The sequence below is a fragment of the Actinomadura sp. 7K507 genome, assembly GCF_004348425.1.
Taxonomy (GTDB): Bacteria; Actinomycetota; Actinomycetes; order Streptosporangiales; family Streptosporangiaceae; genus Spirillospora.
Genome location: NZ_SMKK01000013.1, coordinates 1 through 18,698, shown reverse-complemented (window position 1 = coordinate 18,698; position 18,698 = coordinate 1). Strand labels below are relative to the sequence as shown.

Below are 18,698 nucleotides of genomic sequence, written 5' to 3'. Positions count from 1 at the left end.
GGACACGCTACTGGCCGGGCCCGGCGGCGTCAGGACTTGCGGGCCCCGATGGCGGAGGCGATGGTGGGCCAGCTGCGCCTCAGCTCACGCTTCCAGTACTTCCAGTTGTGCATGCCCGGCCCGTACAGGTTGGAGGTGACCGGGACGCCCGCCCTCTTCGCCGCCGCGACGAAGTTCTGGGTCATCACACCGGAGAGTTGCTCGCCGATGCGGCCCGCATGGTGGGGCGGCGTGTTGGGGTCGTCGAAGGGGCCGGGCTGCCCGTTGCCGGACGAGACGTAGACGCCGACGCCCTTGAGCTTGGCCACGTTCACGGTCGCGTCGTGGGCGCGCCAGTTGGCCCGCGCGGTGATCGGGTCTCCCCAGATCGCGGTACCCGCGTCCCCGTTCATGCTCGTGAGGATGGCCGGCATGCCGAGAGCACTGATGTTGAGGGCGCCGCTGTAGGACGCGGCGTACTTGAACAGCCCGCGGTGCCGCTCGGCGTAGATGATCGCGCCCTGCCCGCCCGACGACAGGCCGATCGCCGCGCGGGTCGACCCGGCGCCGAAGTTGCGTTCCATCAGCGGGATGACCTCGCGGATGTGGTGGGTCTCCCACTCGGGGATGCCGCCCTTGCCGCCGTTGTACCAGTTGGCGTACGAGCCGTTCGAGCCGCCTTCGGGCATGATGACCAGCGCGTTGTACGGGCCGACGACCTGCTCGATGTCGGAGTCCTTGATCCAGGACGAGGAGTTGTTCCTGCCGCCGTGGTAGGCGTACACGGTCGGCCACGTCTTGGCGGAGCCGGCCTTCCAGCCCTTCGGAGTCATCACCCGGGTCTTCACCTTCGCGCCCAGCGCGGGAGAGGCGATGGTGACGTCGAAGATCCGCGGGTTGAGCTTCTTGATACCGGTGATGGTGGCGCCGTTCGGCGCCTTGTCGTACTTGCCGGACCCGCTGCCCGGCGGCAGCTTCGGCTTCTTGCCGTGGTTGGCGGCGTTGCGGTCGGGGTCGTTGGGCGCGGGCGAGCCGCCCGTCCCGAACGGGTCGGTGCCCGCCGGCACCTCGGGCAGGCTCGCCGGCTTCGCCCGCTTCGAGGGCGACGCCGACGCCCCGGGCGCCGAAGGCTGCGTCGCGGGGCCGAACGAGGGCACCGGATCGGAGTTGCCGGCGGCCTCCGAGTTGCCCTTCGGCACCCCTACGCCGGCCTGCGCCAGGCCCACCATGACGGCGGGCAGCAGCACGGCCGCCGCCGCGGTGCCCGCGATGGCGATCTTCCGGTCGGTACGCTTCTTCATGGACTCCCCAGCCGGCTCAGGCCGCCTGGGCCCGGCACTCCATCCACTCGCTCGACGAAGCTACTGTCCCCGCAGTCACACCCGCAAGTATTGTCAACGAATGCAATAAAGGTGAGATGAACCGTGACTCCGCGTCACGGGGTTCCGGTCAAGATTCCGGTCCGGGCCGGATCGACTGCGCGTGCCGGAACACGTTCAGCGGGTCCCAGTGCCGCTTGATCCCCTGCAGCTTCGCGTAGGCGTCCTTGTAGTAGAGCGTCTCCCAGGACTGTTCCGACTCGTTCCACCGGCCGTCGTTCAGGTCGGCGTCGGGATACCCGATGTAGCAGCCGTCCGTGGCGTCGCCGCCCGCCACGGGCACGCCGCCCGTCTCGGCGAACGTCGCCTTGTAGGTGTCGCGGATCCATGCGATGTGCGTGTCCTCGTCGGCGTCCTGCCTCGTCCAGTAGACCTGGTACTGGAGCTTCAGAACGGAATCGCGCTGACGTACCGCCGTGTCGTGCAAGGGCCTGTTGATGGCGCTGCCGTACGAGTCGACCTGGATCAGCGCCTGCTTGTTCACGTAGCCGGTGTACTCCTCCTTGCCGAGGTAGGCCCACATCGCGCTGATCTGCTGTTCCGTGAACGGTTTCCTCAGGTAGGCCGACTTGTACTTCCCGCAGCGGTTCTCCCCGCTGGCGTTCAGCGCCTGGGCGGCCGTCAGCCAGGGCATCACCCGGGGGATGTCCATGTGGACGAAATGCTCGCCCATCACCGACCTCATCTTCGTCGCCGGCGGCCCGATCCGGCCATCGACGGCCTGGATGAAGTCGGTCATCGCCTGCGGCCCGTCGGGGTCGTCCACGTCGACCTGGGCCAGAAGCCCGATCTGGCCGTTGCTCACATGGTTGAGTTTGAGCAGCCCGAACAGCTTTCCCGACGCCGAGGCCGCGTCCTGGTGCCGGTGGAAGTACTCCCCGTACGCGGTCACGAGTCCGGCGAACTCGTCCTTGGTGAAGTCCTTCCAGTCCCATGCGAGCGCGGTCAGGAGCACCTGTTTCGGCGGCTCGGGCAACCCCCGGAACCAGAAACGGGTCACGACGCCGAAGTTCCCGCCGCCTCCCCCGGTGTGCGCCCACAGCAACTCGGCCAGGCGCTCGTCCTCGTCGTCTCGTCTGGCCACGACGAGTCTGACGGTCTTATCGGCGTTCACCACCGCCACCTCCACGGCGTAGAGGTAGTCGACGGTGAGCCCGTGCTGCCGCGACAGGAGCCCGAACCCGCCCGCCGGAATGTGCCCGCCGAGCCCCACCGAATAGCACGACCCACCGGGCAGCGCCTTCCCGCTGACCGGATACAGGTGGCTGTAGACGTGCCAGTTCGTCGCCCCGGCCTCCACGCAGTAGGCCTGCATGGCGCTGTCGTAGGACACCCCGCACATCGGGCTGACGTCGAGGATCACCCGCACGTCCGCGCCGCAGACGAAGTCCTCGTAGCAGTGCCCGCCGGCCTTCACCGTGATCCGCGTCCGCGCCGGGTCCGCGGGGACCTCGTTCACGGCCTCGGCCAGTGCCGCCCGGGCCTCTTCCGGCGTCCGCACCAGCCGCACGTACTCCGGCGCGGCGATCCACCGCTGGTTGAACCCCCGGCTGAGCGCCGGATACCGCTTGTCGCCAGGCCGGACGACAGTCGTGGGAAGTGTCGGGATCTCGCCCATGGGGAGCACCGCCTCCGCGCGCCTCGAATCAGCACCGCGAAGGGTCCTTCCCCGCAAACCCCGTAGAGCAATCAATCAGTGACACAGAGTTAACCGGTTGGAGAGGCCGCCTTCAGATCGTCGAGGAGCGCACCGGCCACGGCCTCCTCAAGGACCGCCGCGTCATGGGTCCGCAGCGCCTGCGCCAGACCATCGTCCCAGGGCGCCTCGGTCACCCGGCCCGGCGGCGGATGCGGCTTCGGCGCCGCGTCCAGTGCCGCGAGATAGTCGCCGCACGACATCCGCCATGGACGGGCGCCGGTCTTGGCCATGACGTAGGCGGCGATCCGCAGTCCCTCGCCGTCGAAGTCGCCGTGGTAGCGGAGCGCCGTCCCGGACCGGCCGATCTCGCGCAGCAGCTCGATGACGGCGCTGTTCGGCCAGCCCGACGAGCACACCAGCGGCGGGCACCGGTCACCGAACCGCCGCACGGCCAGAGCGATCACGGTCGGGTTCTCCGTCACCCAGACTTCCGGCGCGTCCAAGCGCACATCGGGCGGGTCACGGAGCTGCTGGAGGGTCACCACGCATGCCCGGCCCGCGTCCGCCCACAACCGGAGCGCCCGCGCTAGGACGCCGCCTCCGAGCGGCCTCAAGCCCGCGACCAGGACGGTCGTGGACAGCGCGTCGCACTCGACGCCCGCGCTTTCCCACAGCGCTCTGCGCTCCCGAGCGTCTCTCGGCGGCTCGGCCCCGTGGAGCGCCGCCTGAGCGCGAAGAACGAGACCCGGCAGCCGCCGCCCGTCGTCCAGCGCATGCGAATCACCCAGCACGCCGGTGGCGAAGGAGGCGAGCGGCCTGCCGTCCGACGGCAGCGCGGCGAGCACGCCGAGGGCCTGTTCGAGCAGAGCGCGCGTGGACGGAACCGAAGCCGCGACGAGCCCTTGGCGGCGGACGTCCGCGACCCACCCGAGCAGGGCCGGCTCGGCCGTGACCACGGGATGCCGTTCCAGCCACTTCCAGAGCGCGTTCCGTTCGCGTTCCTGGTTCCTCCTGTCGCGTGCGCGGTCGCCGATCGGCCCGCATATCTCCTCGGTGACCGTCCTCGTATCGGAGCCGGTGAGTTCCAGCAGGACGGCGTCGAGGCGTGCCACGGCGACCGGGACGGTGGACGGCGGATAGCGGTCCATCCCGAGCAGGTCGGCGAGGGCGGCGCGCTGGTCGTCGTCCAATCCCCTGAGCGTGACGCGGCTGACGTGGGCGCCGGCGGAGAAGCGCCGGTGCAGCTCCGTCCACAGCGGTTTCAGGTCGGCGGCACGAAGCCTTCCGGGGACGGTCATATCAGCGCTTCCTCGTCCGCGGCTTCGGTGCGGTGCCCGTCCCAGACGAAGCGCGCGGTCGTCACGGCGTCGTCGCCGTCGCCGGTGATGAGCTGGTGGATGGCGATGCCGTCGAGTTCCCGGTAGTCGCACCATTCGTGGTCGGACGTCAGCACGAGGTCGAGTTCCAGGTTCACGAGCAGGTCGAAGACCTGTCCGCGGTTGGCGGTGTCCACGCCCACGAACACCTCGTCGAGCAGGATGAACCGGGGGCAGCCGGGGTCGGTCTGGTAGTGCGCGGCGACGGCCGCGAACAGCGGAAGGTGCAGCGCTATGGCCTTCTCGCCTCCGGACAGCGCGCCGTGGAGCTTGCGGGTGAGGTCCTGCCATCCCTTCCCGTCGCCGCGTTCGAGCCGGACGGTGAAGCGGTGCCAGGCCGTGTAGTCCAGCACCTCCATGAGCTGCTCCTCCCAGCTCGCCGCCGTGTTCGCGGCCCGCGCCTCCTCCACTCGGTCGCGGAAGAACCGGTAGAGGGCCTCCCGGTCCTCGTCGTTGAGCCCGGTGGGGTCGCGCAGCAGCAGGTCGCGGGCGGCGCGTATCCCGGCGCTCTGCTGCGGATCGACCTGCCAGACCAGCCGCACCGCCACCCGCGACGCCGTCCGGACGCGTTCGAGCCGGCGGTTCATCCCGTCCACGAGGTCGGTCGCCTGCCGGATGCGGTCGGCGAGATGCCTGCGGGTGTCCCCGGCGAGCGTCCGGTCGAACAGGTCGCGTTCCTTGTCCGTGATGTCCCGGCGGCGCTGGTCGCGTTCCTCGCGCAGGGCCGCGCTCAGCTCCGCCGCGCCGACGCGCACCCCGTTCATCGTGGCGGTGAGCACCTGGACGTCATCGTCCTGAACGAGTTCGAGGTCGGCCTGGTCAGCGAGGACGTCCCGCGCATGGTGCATCGCCTCCGAAAGCCTGGCCTCCGCGTCGCGGACGTTCTTCGGCTCATGCGGTGTCTTCTCCAAGGACGTCCCGACCGCCCGAGCACACTCCAGCGTGGCTTTGACACCGTCTTCGGCGGCGAGCGTCACCCCGACACCGGCGTCGTCCGGCAGGTGTCCTGCCACCAGATGACGGAACCGTGCCGCGGCCCGGTCCCGGCCGGCGACCGCCTCGTCCCGCACCTCCTCCGCGGTACGCACGGCCTCCTCCAGGCCCCCGATGCTCTTCTCCAGTTTGATCAGTTCCTTGCGGAGCGACTCGCCACGCAGCCTGCACTGCTCGGCCTCTTCTCTGGCAGCGCGCAGGTTCTCCAGGACCTCCCGGTGTTCGGCACCGAGCGAGGCGTCGATGGCGGTGACCTTCTCAGCGAGCTCCGAGGCCGCCTCGGACTCCTCCCGCGCACGGTCAGCGGACTCGGCGGCGGTCGCTTCGTAGTCCGCCGCCACACCTTCCGCGGACGCGGCCCGCGACTCAGCGGACAGCAGAGCCTCGCAGTGCTGGACCCACACGTTCCCGTTCTCCCGGACGTCGCGTACGGCGTCCGCCAAGGCGTCCAGGGCGGGTTCGCTCACCGGGAGCCCGTGTTCGGCGCCGAGCGCGGTAAGGGCGCGCAGCGCGGTGGACACGGCCGCCTCACGGTCGCGCAGCCGCTTTACGTCGCGCTCCAGCTCGTCACCGCGTTGCCCGGTCTTGCGGCGCGCGGCGTCCAGGAGGTCCGCCGCCTCGATGAGGGGGCGGTGCGGCGGACGGTCGCCCAGCTCGGCGTCGAGCACGCCCCGGGCGGCCTGGACACGCGCGAACTCCTCCTCGCACGCCGCCTGCTCGCCCTCCAGCCCGGCGATCTCCTCGTCCAGTTCGGCGATGCGCCTCTGCCGGGCGCGCTCCTGGGCGGTGGCGCCGATGTAGGCCGGCTCCGGCTTGGCCCAGCGGCCGGTCACGGTGCCGAGGCGCCAGGACCCGTCGATGCCGATGACGGCCGGGTGGTCGGTCTCCAGAGCGTTCCCGGCGACTGCGATGCCCGACAGCACGGCACGCAGCACTTCCGGCGGGACGCCGGTCCCGGGCTCCGGGGCGAGCACCCCTGCGAGGCTCGCGCCGGGCGCGGGACGAGCGATAAGTATCGCGGCGAAGGCGTCGTGCTCCTCGCGCAGGAGACCACCGTCGGGCATCACCCACACGTCGAGAAGGCCGGCGGCCTGCAGCGCCGCCTCGACTCCGGCCTGCACGTCCGGGGCGATGTCGCCGGCGAACGCGACGAGGCGCCAGAGAGGACCGCCGGGCCGTCCGGTGCGGTCGGCGGGACGGGTGCCGGGGGCGTCGGGTTCGAGCGCCTTCTTCCGGGCGAGGTCGTCACGCCGGCGTTTCCGTTCGGCGGCCCGCTCCGTCAGGGCGTCGCGCCGGGTGCGCAGCACCGCCTCCTCGGCGGCGAACGCGTCCATCGCCCGCATCCGCGCTTCGAGGATCAGCTCGTCGCACTCGCGCTCGTCCTCCACAGACCCGACCAGCGCGTCCGCATCGAGGGAGGAAAGCTGTGCGCAGGAGCGCGCCCACGTCTCGATCTTCACCGCGAGTGCGTTGAGCCGCCCCTCGTACGCCGTGGCGGCGGCGTCGCGTTCGGCGATCGCCTCGTCGAGCCGGGTGCTGCTCTCGTCGCGGTCGGCCTCGGCCTCGGCACGGCGCTCCACAGCCGCGCGATGGTCCCGGAGCGCCGCCCGCAGCTTGCCGATCTGCCCTTCCCGGCTCGCCACTGCCGCGCGCAGCAGCCCCCGTGCCCGCTGGACGCCGTCCATGCCGCCCGCCTCGACCGCCGCCGCGGCCTCCTCGTGCACCGCCGTGAGGCCCGCGCGCTCCGCCGCGCGCCACGTGTCCGCGCGGGCCTGGCCGGTCAGCGACCGCTGGGTGGCCGCATCCGAACGCGCGTCGCCGGCCTCCTTCCGCCTGCGCGCCGCGTCCTCGGTGTGCCGGTCGGCGGTCTTGCGCGCGTTCGCCGCCGCCTGCCCCGCCCTGCGGGCGCGCTCGCGCAGATCGGCCAGCTCACGGCCCTTGCGGTAGGCGTCGCTCTCCTTCAGCCCGTCGATGCGGGCACCGAGCGCGCGTCCTCGTTCCGTTTCCTTCTCAAGGCTCGCCACAGTGGTATCGCGCTCGGCGCACACCTTCTCGTGGTTCTCCTTGCCCGTCCGGGCCTTCGCGGTGAGGCCGTCCATCGCGCTCGTCGCGGAGATGACGCGGGCGGAGGCGGCGCGGAGGACGCGCTGGGCGTAGGTGCGCTGGCGGTTGGCCAGGCGGTCGGCCTCCTGGACGTGCCCGTCCAGTCTCCGCAGTTCCTCGCGCTGCCGGTCGAGCCGCTCGAAGCCCTCGGCGATCTCGTGGATCTCCCCTTCGCCGAGCGGCGGAAGCGCGCTGGACAGCAGGTCCGACAGGAGGCCGGGGTCGAGGCGTTCGGACAGCTTGGGGGTGCGGAGCTGCCGCAGCGCGGTGAGGAGGGAGTCGTAGCGCTGCTCGGTCAGGCCGCTGTAGAGGGTCCGCCGGACGGTGGTGCGGTAGGCGTCCGCCGACTCGTGCACCTGCCCGTTCTGGCCGATGGCCTCGATGAGGTGGGCGCGGGTCAGGGGCTGGCCTCCGTCGCCGGTGAGGGTCAGACCGCTGGGGACGCCGATGCGCCGTTCCGTCGTGAAGTACGCGACCGTGACGTTCTTGGTGTTGGTGGTGGCCTGCAACCGGGCGCCGCACGTGAACCGGCGGGGGCCGTCGGCGAATTCCAGCCAGACGTAGCCGACGCGGGTCTTGCCGGTGTGGCCGTCCCCCATGAGGTTCCAGTGCATGGTGCGTTCGCTGCCGCCGAACGTGGACAGCCGGCTGGGCTTCAGGCTCGCGTCCAGCAGGTAGGGCAGCAGCAGTTCGAGCACCTTGGACTTGCCGCTGCCGTTGGGGCCACGCAGCAGCAGCCGTCCCTTGTGGAACTCGAAGACCTCGTCGTAGTAGCGCCAGACGTTGAGGATCCCGGCGCGCGTCGGCCGCCAGCGCGGAGCCGGGGCCTCCGCGGGGACGAGTTCGGTGACGGTCATGGCTCCTCGCGGTCGACGGTGTAGCGGTGGGCGGCGGGCATGGCGCGGACGGCGCCGTCTTCGAGCCTCGCCAGCCCGAACCCGGACAGGACGGCGAAGGCGTCGTCGGCCAGCCGCCCGGCGCCGCCATCGGACTGGTAGGCCATGGCCCAGCGCGGACGGCTCGCGAGGAGCCGCCCCGCTTCCTCCGCAAGCTCTGCCGAGGGCAGCGGCCCCTTGTGCATGAGCTGGTCCAGAAGCAGGAGGGCAGCGACCTTCGCGTGGCTTCCGTCGTCGGGGAACTTGGAATCCGTGGCGAGCGCGTCGGGGTCGGCGAGCAGGTAGCCCTCGGCCCGTTCCTCGAACTCGAGCCCGGCCTCCTCTGCCGCCCGGCGAAGGATCTGCCGGCCGGTCGGCGACGCCGCGTAGGCGATTTCGGCCTCGCTGAGATCCTCCCGGTAGACGACCGGGTCGTCCAGCAGTTTGCGCAGCAGCGAATGCCTCGCCCACAGGTTCCGCTGCGTCTCGGTGGATTCGTCCGAGCCGTAGCGCCGCTCGGCGGTGAGTTCCCCGAGGTCGGGCCAGCCCGTTTCCGGGAGGCTAGACGGCGCGACCGGTGCGGACAGCAGCCGGATGACCCGTGGCGCGTCCACCCGGTAGAGGACCTTGGCCTCGGAGCTGTCGAGGTAGGCGTCGGTCGCACCGTCGACCGCCATCACCGCGCCGTGGTGCTCCAGCAGCTTCAGTGCGTCCACGAAGGCGGCCCGCTCGTCCCCGCGGACGGGGTCGAAGGCGGGGACGCCGTCGTCGGCGGCGGCCGCCTGCACGACCCGCTGCGCGAGCATGCCGATGGTGGTGACCGGCGCCGCGAGCGCCTCGGCGGCGACCAGGCACAGCAGCGTGTACCGGCGCCGGTCGAACGGCGCGCGTGCCGAACGCCTCCTCCTCGCGGGACGGGACGGGTCCGCGTCGCCCCGCACCTTGACCAGCCGGGCGTAGCCGAGCCGGGGCTCCAGGAACAGCCGCCAGCCGCAGAAGTAGTCGAACCACGGCGCGAGGGACGCGTGCCGGCGCCGGATCAGGTCGAAGTCGTCCGGATCGGCGTGGAGGGAGATCAGCGGGCGGCCGAGCAGCAGCCGGATCGCGCGCGCCAGTTCCTCCTTCTCCGCCTGGACAAGCTGGTTCGCCAGCCTGCTCATGCGCCCGACACCTTGCGCGACGGCCCGGCCGCGAGGAACCGGATGTCCACCAGGTAGTCGGGGCCTTGGAAGCGCCCCCTCGCCGTGCGCAGTTCCGCGACACGCCCGTCCGGCGGCGGCCACAGTCTCACCTCGATGCGGCCGTCCGAGGTGAGCGCCCGCCGCAGCCCCTCCGAGCCGGGACGCGCCGCCAGGGCCCGCCCGATCAGGTCGAGGAGCCGCCGCAGCGTGTCGTGTTCGAGCCGCCCGAACGAGGAGAGCCGCAGCGTGCCGTCCGTGGCGAGCCACTGCCAGGCCGCCTCCAGTTCCGCCCGCTCCCGCCGGGCACGCTCACGCCGCTCGGCACGCAACGCCTGGACGTCGCGGACCTTGGCCGTCCGCCCCATCCGCTCCGTGCGGCCGCTGGTGCGGAGCAAAGCAGACACCTCCACGGACGGCGTCTCGGCCCAGCTCGCGGCCGTGGGGATGGGCTCGGAGTCCACGTGGGTGAGGTGGGCGTGCCGCGCGGGGGTCAGCCCGAACGCCGTCCCCCACAGCCGGTGGGCGTCGTCCTCGGACGGCGCGTTGGCGAACCACCGGGCAAGGGTCCGGAAGTCGGACGCGGCGCTGGAGGAACGCCGCCGCGACTCGGTGATCCGGTCGAGTACCTGGAGCAGCGAAACGATCGCCCTACGGGCCACATCATGGAGTTGCCGCACACGCGGCGTGCCCTCCTCCGGCCGGAACCACAGGAGAAGCCCGTCCCACTTGGCCCTGCGTGCGGCAAGCCACGCCACCGCCGGTTCGGCGCCCTGCAACGGCGGCAGTTCCGCCCCCTCCAGCGCCCGGCTGTGCAGAACGCTCACGCCACGCTGCTCCACCTCTTCCAGAGCAGCGTTGATCGCGTCGGCGCGCACGTCCAGGTTGGTCACGAACTCCTGGAGATAGGCGACCGTCGCGCTCTTGACGTCGTTGAACGTCGTGAGGTCGGCGCCCTCCGCACGCATCAGCCGCTGCAGCTCACCGTTGAACGACTTGGTGTTGTTGCGCAGCGCGTCGAGGTGCCCTTCCAGCTCTTGCAGCGTCGTGAAGATCCTGCGGTTGACGCCTGGGTCATCGTCCTTGAGCAGCTCGCCCAGTTCCCCGAGCCGGTCGGCGATGGCGTCCAGCACGGCCGTCTGCAACGCCCCCGACGAGCTGAGCACGGCCAGCGCATGCTGCACCCCCGCGAACGCCGCTTCACCGCGCCGCGTCAGTGAGTACTGGAGGTTCTTCCGCTCGTACTCCTCGGCCGTCGCGTAGCTGCCGGCGTGGTTCTGGACGACGTCGAGGAGCTTCCACGTGGCGAGCTGCCCGAGCGCCCGCGCCAGCCCGGCGTCGTCCACGGGCGCGTAGAAACCGACCGCCCGCAGCCGCTCACGTACCTGGTCGAACGTCAGCGACGTCTCCAGCCGCTCGTTCGCCTCCCCGAACGCGTACATGACCGCCGTGTGCAGATCGGCCCGCTCGGTGGCGGTGAACTGGAACATCCCCTCCGGCACCCGCGGGGGAACGGTCATACGCCGCCGTCCAATCCCTTGATGAACTTGATGAAGGCGTTCAGGGCCCGCGTGTGCTCGTCCCGGACGCCCTCCGGGCTGAAGTGCATGACCTCGTTGCGGATGATCCGCACCCGGTCGAGCTTGCCGACGAAGACGATCCGGTCGATGTCCGTCCACCCGCAGCGTCCGAAGAGGGCCTCGTCCTCGAAGATGTTCTTGTAGTCGCCGAACATGAGGTCGTCGGCACCGTGTGTCCGTCTCGGGTAGCGCGCCTTCCCCCGCATCTCCTCCACGGTGCAGATCTTGCGAACCAGCCTCCGGAGCCGCTGCTCGATCTCGCTGAGCAGCACGAAGGGGTTGGCCAGCCCGACGAACTGCTCGGCGAGGTCGGCGAGCGTGACGATGCCGACGGGATCGCGCTCCTCGTTCTCGACGAAGGCGAACCCGCTGCCCCAGATGCGCGGCGCCTGCTTGAGCAGGTCGTCATCGCACTTCAGTACCTCTGGCAGCGGGTCGAGCGCGGACCGTACGTCACGCTCGCCGCGCGCTTTGGCGAGATGGATGGAAACCCATGTGACCGCGCCGCGCAAACGTCCCTCTTCGAGAACGGCGAGCTGCGAGAAGTCGTCGCTCAGCATCGTGGTCTCCGCCTGCGACAGCGTGTCCCCGATGCTCACGGACGTGACACCGCCCGTCGCACTCGGCAGCTCCCGCACGCGCAGTGACACCCGGACGGGCGCCTCGTCGTCCACCACGGGTTCGCTCTGCTGCCGTGGTTCCGCCGTTTCCGGGACGAGGGCGATTTCGACGGTCCGGCCCGCGTCGGCGAGGTCCGGGACCGTGGTCAGCCCGTGCGATGCCAGCCCGGCCGTGATCTCTTCCACCACGGCGTCGCTGCGCGCGGCGCGCCCCCAGTGCCCGAGCAGCTCGCGCACACCGATCTCCACCCGGTCGGACGAGCGGCAGCGCTTGGCGGTCTCCTCCAGAAACCCGGTCATGCGGGCTCCTCGCCGGGAGGCACCGTCGATTTCCGCATGACGGTTTCGATGAGGGTGAGCAATTCGATCGAACGCCGCTCAAAGAACGTTGCGAAGTCGTCGGCTCGCAGATGCTCGGGGTAAAGGAGATGAGACATCAGCGCGTCGTCCAGCCAGTTGGACCGGATACCCGTCTCGCGCTCCAGCATCGTGAGGCCGTTGCTGGGCGCGTTGTTCCCGAGCGTCTTCGCCGCGCGACCCGACAGGAGCGTCTTGTTGACGATGCTGTCGCGGCGCTGAGTGCTGATCCCCTGCTTGTCGCACCAGGCCGCAGGGAAGATGCGGTGGATGTCGACGGTGCCGTCCGCGATCTGGTCGCCGGTGATCGGCTTGTCGGTGTAGTACCAGTCGATGCATCCCTGCTGAAGGAGCAGGGCGAAGACCCCCTTGTAGGCGGCGCTGTTGCGGCTCGTCATGGTGAACAGCCGCTGTTGGGCGAAACGGGCCTCCGCGATGGACTCCGGCTCCCGGCCATCCCGGAGCCAGGCCGTGACCTGCTCGACATCACGGGGGAAGCGGCTGTCCGCGGTTCCGCCGTACTGCTCGCCGAGCACGCCGCACCAGTACCAGCGCGCGAGCTTCTCGCGCGCTTCCGGGGTCTCGGTCTCCCGTCCGAGGACGGTCCGGATCGCGGCGAGAGGCGGAAGCTGGGTCCGATACGGCAGGTCATCGGAACGGAAGATGCACTGGTCGGTCAGGAACTCCCCCACCCAGTGCAGAGCGTCGGCGATGCGGGGCGCCCATGTCAGGTAGTCCGCAAGCTCCAGGTCGAGCATGTCGCGCCGCTTGCAGCTGATGGGCGCGCCCTGCCTGTGGTGAGTGGACGCGAGGCAGACCGCCTGGAGGAAGTCGGTGTTCTGGAGCCCCGCCAGCACCGGGTAGGCGGTGGTCAACTCGTCCCGGGTGGCCTTCCAGTGTTCGGGCAGGTGGAACTCCCCGTGCCGCGCTGTATAGTCCTCGTCCCCCGCGAACGTCGCCGTGAGCAGCTCGAACACGGTGAGCTGGACGCCCTTGGTGTTGACCTTCTCGAACACCGTGCAGACGGCGTCGCGGGGCGTGTCCTTCTCCAGATTGATCAGCGGCACAGAGTAGCCGATGACGTTTTCCAGAACGACCTTCCGGAACTGTTTCCAGAGCGGCTTGCGGCGGTCCTCGTCGTCGCGAATGTAACCCCACTGCCACTCTTCGATCTTGTCGCTATCGAAGACATACCACAGCGGGAAGTAGCCGTGCTCGTATTCGAGGCCGGTCGTGGACAGGTCAAGGCCGGGACGCCGCCCCAGCGGCTTAATGATCTTGTTGTGCGGAAGGGACCGGATCGCCGACTCGCGGTCGGCCTTCGGGTCGATGGCCGTCTCGATGTGAATGTAGTACCAGAGGTCTTTCGGCTCATCCCGCTGGTCGACCGTGTCGACGGGACGTCCGGATTTGAGCGCCTGGTACAGCGCGGTCATCCGCTGCTGCCCGTCCAGGAGGAGCCGTTCCGGTTTGACCTCGTCGCCCGGGACCACGCCCTGCAGCGGACGCGTTTTGAACCGTGCGCCGGGGCCACCGGTCGCGAGCGTCATGACGACGCCCATCGGATAGTCCATCGTCACGGTCGCGAGGATCGAGATGATGTGCTCGTCGTCCCACTTCCACTCCCTTTGGAAATCGGGTAGCTGGATGTGCCCCTCGGCGACTGCGGCGAGCATTTTACTCAGCGGACGGCTGTCCAGTGCCATGGCCGAACGGTACCTAGTCAGAACCGGTCAGTGCAGAGCTTTTCGAGCGGGCACACGGGGGTGGTCGCGCGGTCGTATGCTGACCGCCACGGGTCAGTGCCGTACGGGTCAGCGGTACGGGTCATAGACGAAGAGGTGGCGCGGGTTGTCCAACCGGTGGTGGGGGCCACGGTCCGATTTCACCTGGGAGGAGGAGGCCCTCCAGCACGTCCGGGCGCAGATGCCGGACACGGAGCCCTACCGGGCGTGGCAGACGTTCGCGTTCGCGGCGCAGTCGGGGCACGTCCCGCAGGTGGACCTGCTGATCGCGACTCGCGCCGGGCTGTTCCTGGTGGAGATCAAGAGCCATCCGGGGCGGGCGGTCAACAGCGGCAGCACGTGGATCTTCCACGGCGACGACCGCACCCGGACGTTCGAGAACCCGCTGTTCACCACCGACCTGAAGTGCAAGCAGCTCCGGCAGCAGCTCGAATGGGCCCGCGACCAGTTTCCGGGAATGCGCAACCTGCGCATCCCGTTCGTCCGCCCCGCGGTGTTCCTGTCGGCGCCCGACCTGCGCTGCCTGTTCGCCGACTCGCAGAAGATCAACGTGTACGGGCGGGACGGCCTGGAGGAGCAGACGGGCCTGCCCGGTATCTGGAAGGGCCTTCTCGGGGGCCGGCCCCGCAACAACCGGGACATCGTGGAACCCGCCCTCTCCAAGCAGCTCCACAAGCTCCTCACCAAAGTCGGCATCTCGGGCCTGCGCAAGCACCGCAAGGTGGGGCCCTTCGAGCTGGCGCCGCAGTCGTTCGACGCGGGCCCCACCTGGGAGGACTACCTCGCCGAGAACACGGCGCTGCCGGGCGACCAGCCGCGCCGCATCCGCATCTACCTGTCGGAGCTGAGGGCCGACCGGGAGGAGCGGGAGTCGACGCGCAGGGCCGCACGCCGCGAGTACCTGGCATTGCAGGGGATCTCGCACGAGGGCATCGTCCAGGCGGAGCAGTTCAGCGACGAGCACGAGGCGGGCCCGGCCGTCATCTTCCGGCACGGCGCGGGCTGGACGCGGCTCGACCACTTCATCGCCGAGCGCGGCGGTGACCTCCCGATCGAGACGCGGGTGGAGATGGTCCGGCAACTCGCCGACGCCCTCGATCACGCGCACCGCCGGCACCTGTTCCACCGGGCGCTCGCGGCGCGGAGCGTCTACGTGGAGATGGACGGCCGCTATCCGAGGCTGCGGATCTGCGACTGGCAGGTGTCCGCGCGTCCCGGGTCGGGTTCGTCAGGACGGCCGACAGCGCTCGCGGGCCAGACGCCGAGCACCCTGTCCGGTTCCGCGGGCGGGATGCCGCTGGCTGCGCACATCGAGGGCTCGTCCGGCCCCTACCTGGCGCCGGAGTTCGGCAACGCCGACGCGCAGGGCACGCCGCTCGACGTGTTCGGCCTGGGCGCGCTCACCTACCTGATCCTGACGGCGCAGCCCCCGGCCCGGGACCGCGCGGCCCTCGCCGCGCGCCTGTCGGACGAGGGGGTGCTCGCGCCCTCGTCGGTGTCGGACGCCATCACTCCGACGATGGACCAGCTCGTCCGGGGCGCGACCGAGGTGCAGCCGGTGGACCGGCACGAGACGGTGCGGGAGTTCCTCGACTGGCTGGAACAGGTCGAGGAGGAGATCACCGCACCGGACGAGGCGGAGATCCCCGACCTCCTGGACGCGGTGAAGGGCACGGTCGTCCAGGGCTGGGAGGTCGTCCGGATCCTCGGGAAGGGCTCGACGGCGAAAGCGCTGCTGGTCGAGCGGGACGGCCACGAGCATGTCCTCAAGGTCGCGTTGAACGAGGCGAGCCGCGAACGCCTGGAGCATGAGGCGACCCAGCTCCGGCGCCTCACCGACGCCCGCATCGTCCGGTGGATCAGCGGCCCGATCGAGATCGGCGACCGGCACGTCCTGGTCCTGGAGCAGGCCGGGCAGCGGACGCTGTCGCAGTTCCTGCGCAGCCAGGGCCGGCTGACGATCGACGACCTGCAGAACCTCGGCGGCCACCTGTTCGACGCGGTCGGCTACCTGGGAGAGGAAGGCGTCTGGCACCGCGACATCAAGCCGGACAACCTGGCCATCAGGGAGCTGCCGAAGAAGGGCCGCCGCCTTGTCCTGTTCGACTTCTCCCTCGCCGGCGCGGCCGCCCGCGACACCGGTGTCGGGACGCCCCCGTACCTGGACCCTTTCCTCGGCACCGAACGCCGCCCCGAGTACGACGACGCGGCGGAACGGTACGCGGTGGCGGTGACGCTCCACGAGATGGCGAGCACGGAGCTTCCGTCGTGGGGCGACGGTGTCGCGGCGCCGCACCTGCTGGACGCGAGCGAGGAGGTTCCGCAGCTCGCCGAGGACAGTTTCGACCCGCTACTGCGCGAGCGCCTGGTCGACTTCTTCCGCAAGGCGCTGCACCGGGACGCCGCCCAGCGCCACGCGTCGCTGCGGGAGATGCAGTTCGCCTGGCTGGACGTGTTCCAGGCGCTGGACGAGACGCTCCCCCCGACGACGCCGCATACCGTCCACCACCAGTCGCACGACCCGGAGTCGGCCCGCGAGCAGGCCGCGACCGCCGTGACCGCCGACACCCCGCTCGTCGCCGCCGGCCTGACGTCCCGGGCGCTGTCCACGGCGTTGCAGCAGCTCGAGGTGTCGACGGTAGGGGAACTGAGCAAGGTCCCGTCCGCGCGGATCCAGAAGCTTCGCGGGGTGGGGCTCGGGCCGCGCAACGAGCTGGTGAAGCGGGCCCGCGAGTGGCGGCGGCAGCTCGCGATCGCGGAGAAGGCCGGGGACGCCGAACGCGACGAGCGCGCCCCCACGACCGCCAATCTGCGCACGCTGAGCCTGGACGAAGTCGCCGAGCAGCTCGTGCCGAAGGACGTGGGGCGCACCAGCACCGAGATCCGCGTGATCAGGGCGGTCCTCGGCCTGCCGGAGGACGGGGAGGCCGCCCCCGTCCCGCAGTGGTCGTCGCAGGCGGCGGTCGCGGCGGAGGTGGAGCTCAGCCAGCCGCACGTCGCCCGCCTCCTCGGCAGCGCTCGCAAGCGGTGGATCAAGAGCGTCCCGGCCGTCACCGCGTTGCGCGCCACCGTGCTCGAGGTGCTCCAGGCGCACGGCCGGATCATGGAGGCGCACCGGCTCGGCGCCGCGCTCCTCGGCGGCCGGGGCTCCGAACTGGACGATCCCGCCGCCCGCCGCGCCCTGGCGGGCGCGTGCCTGCGCGCCGCCGTGGAGGCCGAGGAGCATCTCGACAATCCGCGCCTGGCCCGCCGCCGCGTCGGCGACCGCGTCATCATCGCCGCCGTCGCGGAGGGCGACACGTCCGCCCCGACCGAGGAGGAGCTGCTCGACTACGCCGTCGACATCGGCCGCCGCGCCGACGCGGTCGTCGACCTGCCCGACGCGGCGCCCCTGCCCGCGACGGCGTCGGTGCTCGGTGAGCTGAACGGCGTCCCGCGCCCGGAGGGCATGGCGCCGCTGTCGGACCTGGACCTGGTGTCGCTCGCCGCGGACGCGTCCCGCAACGCCGCGATGACCGCGCGGCTGGAGCTGTATCCGCGCGACCTGGCGCCCCGCAAGGCGCTCCAGCTCGCGCAGGCCGCGAGCTACCTGGGGCCGCCCGGCCTGCGCCCCGCCGAGCTGCGCGGCCGCGTCCTGGCCCGCTTCCCCGAGATCGCGGCGCTCCCCGAGCCGGATGAGCTTCGCATGCTGCTCCAGCGCGACCTGAACATCACCGTCAACGTCACCCGGGACGAGGACGGCGAGCCCCGCTACGTCCTGCCGAGCCGTTCCCTGCTCACCCCGCTCAGCGGACGCGGCAGGCCCGGTGCGAAGACCAGGCTCGGGACCGCCTCGCCGAGTGCGGAGACCTGGGCGCGCCTCGCCGGCGCGGCCGAGGAAGGCGGGTTCCTGGCCGTGAAGGCGTGGATGGACGAGTCGACGTCCGTGCTGAGCGTCCTGACCAGGATGCCCGAGGTCACCGCGATCAATGTGAACCGGGCGTTCCTCACGACGCTCCGGGGCATCGTCACCGAACGCGGCAAGCCCCGTTGGGAGACGGTCCTCGCGGCGGACTCGCCCAACGCCTCTCCCACCGCCCGCGCCGGTTTCGAGAAGCTCGTCGCCCTCGTCTGGGACCGCATGGAGGACGAGGTCCGGACCTCACCCGGGGCGGTGCTCCTGCACGACGCCACTCCCCTCGCCCGTTACGCGGGCGGGATGGAGCTGCTGACCCGCCTCAAGCTCGCCGCCCACGCGCCGGACGAGGGACCGCACGCGTTGTGGCTGTTCTGCCCGATGTTCGACCCCAGCCGCGAGGCGGCCTTGGACCACACGGTCGTCCGCGCCATGGGAGAGAATGAGCAGCTCGCCGTCCCCGGCGGGTTCGCCCTGCAAGACACGAGGAGTGCTTCATGATCGACCCGGACGCCCTGCTCAACGACCTGAAGCCACGGGTCAGGGCGCTGGAGAACGATCTACGCGAGCGGGCGGGGGAACCCCGGTTCGCCGTGCCGCTCGACCGGGAGTGGAACGACGCCGTCCGCCGTTCCCGCGCCGCCGCGACGTATGAGACGTGGCTGGAGGATCAGGTCACCCAGTCCGCCGTAGCCTGGGTGCTGAACACGGTCTTCCTGCGCTTCTGCGAGGACAACGGCCTCATCGAGGACGTGTTCCTCTCCGGCCGCGGCGAGCGCCTCGACCTGGCCAAGGAACGTCAGCAGCTGTACTTCGAGCAGCCGGACAACGCCAGCAAGACCGACCGCGAATGGATCGAAGAAGGTCTCAAGGTGATGGCCAAGGCGTCCCCCGTCGCCGCGGGCCTCTTCGACCGCGACCACAACCCCATGTGGCAGATCACGCCGTCTCTTGAAGGCGCGAAAGCCCTCATCGACTT

The 18,698-nt window shown here is 70.8% G+C and carries 9 protein-coding genes and 1 pseudogene; 2 read left to right on the top strand and 8 right to left on the bottom strand.

Annotated elements, in window-relative coordinates:
• Positions 1 to 29: 29 nt before the first annotated feature.
• The 8 genes from E1285_RS05005 to E1285_RS04970 all read right to left on the bottom strand — a co-directional run bounded on the left by E1285_RS05005 (position 30) and on the right by E1285_RS04970 (position 13,785).
• Positions 30 to 1,280, bottom strand: a complete 1,251-nt coding sequence (locus E1285_RS05005) for an alpha/beta hydrolase family protein (protein WP_132148522.1) — start codon at positions 1,278 to 1,280, stop codon at positions 30 to 32.
• A 148-nt stretch (positions 1,281 to 1,428) separates the two neighbouring features.
• Entirely contained in the window at positions 1,429 to 2,976 is a 1,548-nt protein-coding gene (locus E1285_RS05000; protein ID WP_132148520.1) for a BBE domain-containing protein, read from the bottom strand.
• A gap of 89 nt (positions 2,977 to 3,065) precedes the next feature.
• Positions 3,066 to 4,295 carry a TIGR02679 family protein gene (locus E1285_RS04995; protein ID WP_132148518.1) on the bottom strand — a complete coding sequence of 410 codons (1,230 nt, stop codon included), beginning with the start codon at positions 4,293 to 4,295 and terminating at the stop codon, positions 3,066 to 3,068.
• Positions 4,292 to 8,326 (bottom strand): TIGR02680 family protein, encoded by a 4,035-nt coding sequence (locus E1285_RS04990; protein WP_132148516.1) that lies wholly within the window; start codon positions 8,324 to 8,326, stop codon positions 4,292 to 4,294. The genes E1285_RS04995 and E1285_RS04990 overlap by 4 nt, the downstream gene beginning before the upstream one ends.
• Positions 8,323 to 9,504 (bottom strand): TIGR02678 family protein, encoded by a 1,182-nt coding sequence (locus tag E1285_RS04985; RefSeq protein WP_132148514.1) that lies wholly within the window; start codon positions 9,502 to 9,504, stop codon positions 8,323 to 8,325. The genes E1285_RS04990 and E1285_RS04985 overlap by 4 nt, the downstream gene beginning before the upstream one ends.
• Complete coding sequence (locus E1285_RS04980; protein WP_207946407.1) at positions 9,501 to 11,042, bottom strand: TIGR02677 family protein; 1,542 nt, start codon at positions 11,040 to 11,042, stop codon at positions 9,501 to 9,503. The genes E1285_RS04985 and E1285_RS04980 overlap by 4 nt, the downstream gene beginning before the upstream one ends.
• Entirely contained in the window at positions 11,039 to 12,022 is a 984-nt protein-coding gene (locus E1285_RS04975; RefSeq protein ID WP_132148512.1) for a CBS domain-containing protein, read from the bottom strand. The genes E1285_RS04980 and E1285_RS04975 overlap by 4 nt, the downstream gene beginning before the upstream one ends.
• On the bottom strand, positions 12,019 to 13,785 hold the full coding sequence (locus E1285_RS04970; protein WP_132148510.1) for a DUF262 domain-containing protein: 1,767 nt from the start codon (positions 13,783 to 13,785) through the stop codon (positions 12,019 to 12,021). The genes E1285_RS04975 and E1285_RS04970 overlap by 4 nt, the downstream gene beginning before the upstream one ends.
• Positions 13,786 to 13,930: 145 nt before the next feature.
• On the opposite strand from E1285_RS04970, the gene pglW reads away from it, so the two are divergent.
• Complete coding sequence (pglW, locus tag E1285_RS04965) at positions 13,931 to 18,220, top strand: BREX system serine/threonine kinase PglW (RefSeq protein WP_132148508.1); 4,290 nt, start codon at positions 13,931 to 13,933, stop codon at positions 18,218 to 18,220.
• A pseudogene (locus tag E1285_RS04960) lies at positions 18,217 to 18,698 on the top strand (SAM-dependent methyltransferase); the annotation flags it as partial. The gene pglW and the pseudogene E1285_RS04960, both read left to right, overlap by 4 nt.